Raw genomic sequence first — 5152 nt, 5'->3', positions numbered from 1 at the left:
GGCCCGGACGCGTTCGAGCTCGGCCTGCAGGACGGCGCCCGTGGCCACGCGCACGGTCGGCCGCTCGCCCTCGGGCAGGGCCGACGCGGTCCGGGCGCGGGTCATCAGGTCGGGGTTGTCGACCTGGCCGTTCTGGGCCTCGGAGCCGGCCTTGAGGGCGCGGACCACGTCCATGCCCGCCACGACCCGCCCAAACGGCGTGTATCGACCATTCAGATCGTCCTTCGGGCCGGTCATCAGGAAGAACTGGCTGTTGGCGCTGTCCGGCGAACTGGCCCGCGCCATGCCGGCGACGCCGGGGCAGAACAGTCCCTGGGCGCTCGCCTTGAAGTCGGCCGTGACCATCATCTGGGCGTCGGGCTGGGTGACGACCGGCACGGAGCCGACCAGCCCCCCCTGTCCCTGGGGCGTCGCCGTCACCGGAACGAAACCGGCGTCGCGGCCGCGCCGGAACTCGAACTCCCCGGCCAAATCGGGCAGGTCGCTGCCGCCCTGCCCGGTCCCCTGCGGGTCGCCGGTCTGGGCCATGAAGTTCGGGATCACCCGGTGGAATTTCAGCCCGTCGTAGAAGCCCTGATCGGCCAGGGTGCGGATGCGCTCGACCGCCCGCGGCGCCATGCGCGGCTCCATCTCGACCAGGATGCGGCCCTTGGCGGTGTCGATGACCAGCAGGTTTTCGGGGGCGACGGCGCGCCAGTCCGCCGAGGGGGCGGTCTGGGCGAGGGCGGGGGCGGCGGTCAGCAACGAAAGCGAAAGCGCGGCGGCGGTGACGATCTTCAAAACGGTGACTATCCCTTGACCTTGGCCCGCACCGCTTCGGCGATGGCGGGGCTGACGAAACTGTCGATCGCACCGTCCAGACGGGCGATCTCCTTGACCAGCCGCGAGGCGATGGCCTGATGCCGCGGATCGGCCATCAGGAAGACCGTCTCGATGTCGGCATTGAGGCGCTGGTTCATCGCCGTCATCTGGAATTCGTATTCGAAGTCCGCGACGGCGCGCAGGCCGCGCACGATGATGGTGGCGTTCAGCGACTCGGCGAAATGCATCAGCAGGCTGTCGAAAGCCCGCACCTCGACCTTGTCGCCGAGATGGGCGACCTCGGCCCGGACCATGACCACCCGTTCGTCGGTGGTGAACAGCGGGCCCTTGTCGTCATTGCGCGCCACGCCGATGACCAGCCGGTCGACCAGCTTCACCGCCCGCCCGATGATGTCCATGTGCCCGTTGGTGACGGGATCGAATGTGCCTGGGTACAGGCCGATGCGCATGCGTTCCTCCCCGCCTTTGCAGTGGTTTAGCAGGTGGGACCGGGGCGGCCTAGATCGGCTGACGGGGCTGTGACGCCCAGGCCGCCTTCAGGGCCTCGAGCGGCGGCGGCTGGAACGCATGAGCGTCGATCGAGGCGACGGCGCAGGCCGGCGTCGCGCTGTTGCAGATGAAGGCCGCATCGAACCGGGCCAGGTCCGCGACGCCGACCGGTTCGGTCACGCCCTTCAGGCCGGCCGCCTCGAGTCCCCGCTGAACCAGCGCCTGGGCCACGCCCGCCAGCATCGGCGCCCGGGGCCAGACCACCTCGCCGCCCCGGATGAAGCCGATATTCCACAGACTGCCCTCGGACACCCGCCCGTCCCCGTCCACGAACAGGGCGTCGTCGAAACCGGCCGCCAGCGCCTCGCGTCGCGCCCGGATCAGGCCGAAGGTCGCCGCGTGCTTCAGATGCGCGGCCTCGCGGGCATAGACTTGGGTCTGCAGCCGCACGGTCCCGGCCAGCGGCGACGGCGGCGGGAAGACGGCGGTCATCACCTTCGAGCGGCCGGTCCAGCCCGGCGTCCGCGGCGACATCTCCGGCGCGAACAGACTGACCCGCAGCCAGCAGTCGCCCCGCCCGTCGACCGCGCGGCGCATCAGGTCGCGCAGCCGCGCCTCGCCGACCGCCTCGCCGAACAGTTCCAGCGCCGAGGCCTCGAGCCGCTGCAGATGCAGGTCCAGCCCCCTCGCCCCGCCGCCCTCGACGCGAAACGAGGTGTAGGCGCCGTAGTTGACCAGGGCGACATGGGCCAGATCCGCCGGGGCGGCCGGGACGCCGTCGATCAGGATGTCTCCGGCGTCCGCCATGTCAGGTTCAGCGGAGAGATCAGCTCTCGCCGCCGCCCTCCCCGACTTCGGTTTCGCCGTCCATGTCGGCGTCATCGTCGCTCCCGGAATCCGGCAGGCGCTCGACCGAGACGACCCGTTCGCCTTCCGCCGTGCGGAAGATGGTCACGCCCTGGCTGGAGCGGCCGACGATGCGGACCTGGCCGACCGGTGTGCGGATCATCTGACCGCCCGAGGTGACCAGCAGCAGGTCATCGCCCTCTTCCACCGGGAAGGAGGCGGCCAACCGGGTCCCCGCCCGGCCGCCGAGGCCGTGGGCCGTCAGACCCTGCCCGCCCCGGCCCGTGCGGCGATACTCATAGGCCGACGAGCGCTTGCCGAAGCCGGTCTCGGTCACGGTCAGGATGAACTGCTCCGCGGCCCCCAGTTCGGCGATCCGCTCCACCGACAGGGCGGCGTCGGCGACGGCCTCGTCGTCCGCCTCGACCTGCGTGTCGTCCTCGTCGCCGGCGGCCCGGCGCATGGCGTTGGCGTGTTTGACATAGGCGGCCCGCTCTTCCGGCGTGGCGTCGACCCGGCCCAGCACGGCCATGGAGATGACCTCGTCGTCCTTCTGCAGGCGGACGCCGCGGACGCCGGTCGAATCGCGGCCCTTGAACACCCGCACGTCGTCGGCCTTGAAGCGGATGGCCCGGCCCAAGGCGGTCGTCAGCATGACGTCGTCCTCGGCCGTGCACAGGGCCACGCCGACCATGCGGTCGCCGTCCTCCAGCTTCATGGCGATCTTGCCGGCCCGGTTGACGGTGGCGAAGTCGCTCAGCCTGTTGCGGCGTACGTCGCCCGACCGGGTGGCGAACATGATGTCGTAGTTCGCCCACTCCGCCTCGTCCTCGGGCAGGGGCAGCACGTTCATGATGCTGTCGCCGGGCTCGATCGGCAGCAGGTTGACGAAGGCCTTGCCGCGCGAGGTCGGTCCGCCCAGCGGCAGACGCCAGGTCTTCAGCTTGTAGGCCTTGCCGTTGGTGGCGAAGAACAGCACCGGCGTGTGGGTCGAGGCCGAGAACACGCCGACCACGGCGTCATCGTCCTTCATCGCCACGCCGCTGCGGCCCTTGCCGCCGCGATGCTGGGTCCGATAGGCGTTCAGCGCCACGCGCTTGACGTAGCCGCCGTGGGTGACGGTCACGACCATGTCCTCGCGCGGGATCAGGTCCTCGTCTTCCAGCTCGAAGTCGCCCTCGCCGATCAGGGTGCGCCGCGGAACGGCGAACTCCTCCTTCACCAGCAGCAGATCCTCGCGGATCACGGCCAGGATGTTGGCGCGGTCGCTCAGCAGGGTCAGGTGACCCTGGATGGTGTCGGCCAGGCCGCGCGCCTCGCCGAAGATGTCGTCACGGCCCAGACCGGTCAGGCGCGACAGGGTCAGGCCCAGGATGGCGCGCGCCTGTTCGTCGGTCAGGTTCAGCTTGTCGCCGTCGACCAGCATCGAGCGCGGGTCGGCGATCAGCTCGATCAGGGCGATCATGTCGCCGACCGGCCAGGCCTTGCCCTGCAGCCGCTCGCGCGCCTCGGCCGGATCCGCCGAGCTGCGGATGATGTGGATGACCTCGTCGATATTGGCGACAGCCACCGCCAGACCGACCAGCACGTGGCCGCGGTCGCGGGCCTTGGCCAGTTCGAACTTGATGCGGCGAACGACCACCTCTTCGCGGAAATCGAGGAAGGCCTCCAGCAGCTGGCGCAGACCCATCTGGATCGGCCGGCCATGGTTCAGCGCCAGCATGTTGACGCCGAACGAGGACTGCATGGCGGTGAAGCGCCACAGCTGGTTCAGGACCACGTCGCCCGAGGCGTCGCGCTTCAGCTCGATGACCATCCGCATGCCGTCGCGGTCGGATTCGTCGCGGACGTCGGAAATGCCCTCGATCCGCTTCTCGCGGACCATTTCGACGATCCGCTCGATCAGGGTCTGCTTGTTGACCTGGAACGGCAGCTCGGTGACCACGATGGCCTCGCGGTCCTTGCGGATCGTCTCGATCGTGGCCTTGCCGCGGACCATGACCGAGCCGCGGCCCTCGCGCAGGGCGTTCCGGGGCGCGGTCCGGCCCATGATCTCGCCGCCGGTCGGGAAGTCCGGCCCCGGAACGATGTCCAGCAGCGAATCGTCGGCGATGTCCGGGTCGTCCAGCAGGGCGACGCAGGCGTCGATGATCTCGCCGAGGTTATGCGGCGGGATGTTGGTGGCCATGCCGACGGCGATGCCGCCCGCGCCGTTGACCAGCAGGTTCGGGATCCGCGCCGGCAGGACGACGGGCTCCAGCTCCTTCTCGTCGTAGTTGGGCTGGAAATCGACCGTGTCCTTGTCGATGTCGGTCAGCAGGGCCAGCGCGGCCGGGGCCATCTTCGCCTCGGTGTATCGCATCGAGGCCGGCATATCGCCGTCGACCGAGCCGAAATTGCCCTGGCCGTCGACCAGCATCAGCCCCATCGAGAACGGCTGGGCCATGCGCACCAGCGCCATATAGACCGAGGCGTCGCCGTGCGGGTGGAACCGGCCCAGCACGTCGCCGACGACGCGGGCGCATTTCGAATACGACTTGTCCGGCGTCATCTTCAGATCGTGCATCGAATACAGGATGCGCCGGTGCACGGGCTTCAGCCCGTCGCGCGCGTCGGGCAGGGCCCGCGAAACGATCACGCTCATGGCGTAGTCGAGGTACGAACGGCGCAGTTCGTCCTCGATGGTGATGGTGGAGATATCGCCGCCTGCGCCCGACGAAGGCGGCAGGGCGTTGTTATAGCTGTCGTCGGTCAAGGAAATCGGGCTTTAAATGGCCGGAATCGGAACGTGATCCGCTAACGGGTTTTCTAGCATCCGGGGGCTGTGGTGGCAAAGCGAAGCCGCCGGCAAAGGCCCGCATCAGACAGGGAATTTTCACCATGCGTCCTGCACGTCTCGCCGCCCTCGCCATCCTGCCGCTCGCCGCCTCCCTGGCGGCCTGCGTCAGCGTCACCGCCAATGACGACTCATGGACGCCGCAGCGCGCCGCCGTCG

Annotated in this window: 4 protein-coding genes; all 4 read right to left on the bottom strand. The window is 69.4% G+C overall.

Annotated elements, in window-relative coordinates; translation table 11 throughout:
* Window positions 1-780, bottom strand: a 780-nt coding sequence (locus RDU12_RS12015; protein ID WP_308684803.1) for a peptidylprolyl isomerase, incomplete at its 3' end; no start/stop codon positions are given.
* Window positions 781-788: 8 nt separating this feature from the next.
* A complete protein-coding gene (gene coaD, locus RDU12_RS12010) occupies window positions 789-1271 on the bottom strand; it encodes a pantetheine-phosphate adenylyltransferase (RefSeq protein ID WP_300293325.1) in 483 nt (160 codons plus the stop codon).
* Between the two features lie 49 nt (window positions 1272-1320).
* The gene (locus RDU12_RS12005; RefSeq protein ID WP_308684801.1) at window positions 1321-2118 is read right to left on the bottom strand and encodes an aminotransferase class IV; all 798 of its coding nucleotides are present in this window, start codon (window positions 2116-2118) and stop codon (window positions 1321-1323) included.
* A 19-nt stretch (window positions 2119-2137) separates the two neighbouring features.
* Entirely contained in the window at window positions 2138-4912 is a 2775-nt protein-coding gene (gene gyrA / locus RDU12_RS12000) for a DNA gyrase subunit A (protein WP_300289963.1), read from the bottom strand.
* Between the last annotated feature and the right edge of the window lie 240 nt (window positions 4913-5152).

Origin of the sequence: Brevundimonas sp. (assembly GCF_031082345.1) — a bacterium.
Classification (GTDB): Bacteria; Pseudomonadota; Alphaproteobacteria; order Caulobacterales; family Caulobacteraceae; genus Brevundimonas.
The sequence above is the reverse complement of the archived record's forward strand: the minus strand, read 5'-3'. Positions and strand labels throughout refer to the sequence as shown.

What these genes read in the sequence shown, in the direction of transcription:
- coaD (WP_300293325.1), bottom strand. Translation starts at nt 1,271, where the DNA reads ATGCGCATCGGCCTGTACCCAGGCACATTCGATCCCGTCACCAACGGG.
- RDU12_RS12005 (WP_308684801.1), bottom strand. Translation starts at nt 2,118, where the DNA reads ATGGCGGACGCCGGAGACATCCTGATCGACGGCGTCCCGGCCGCCCCG.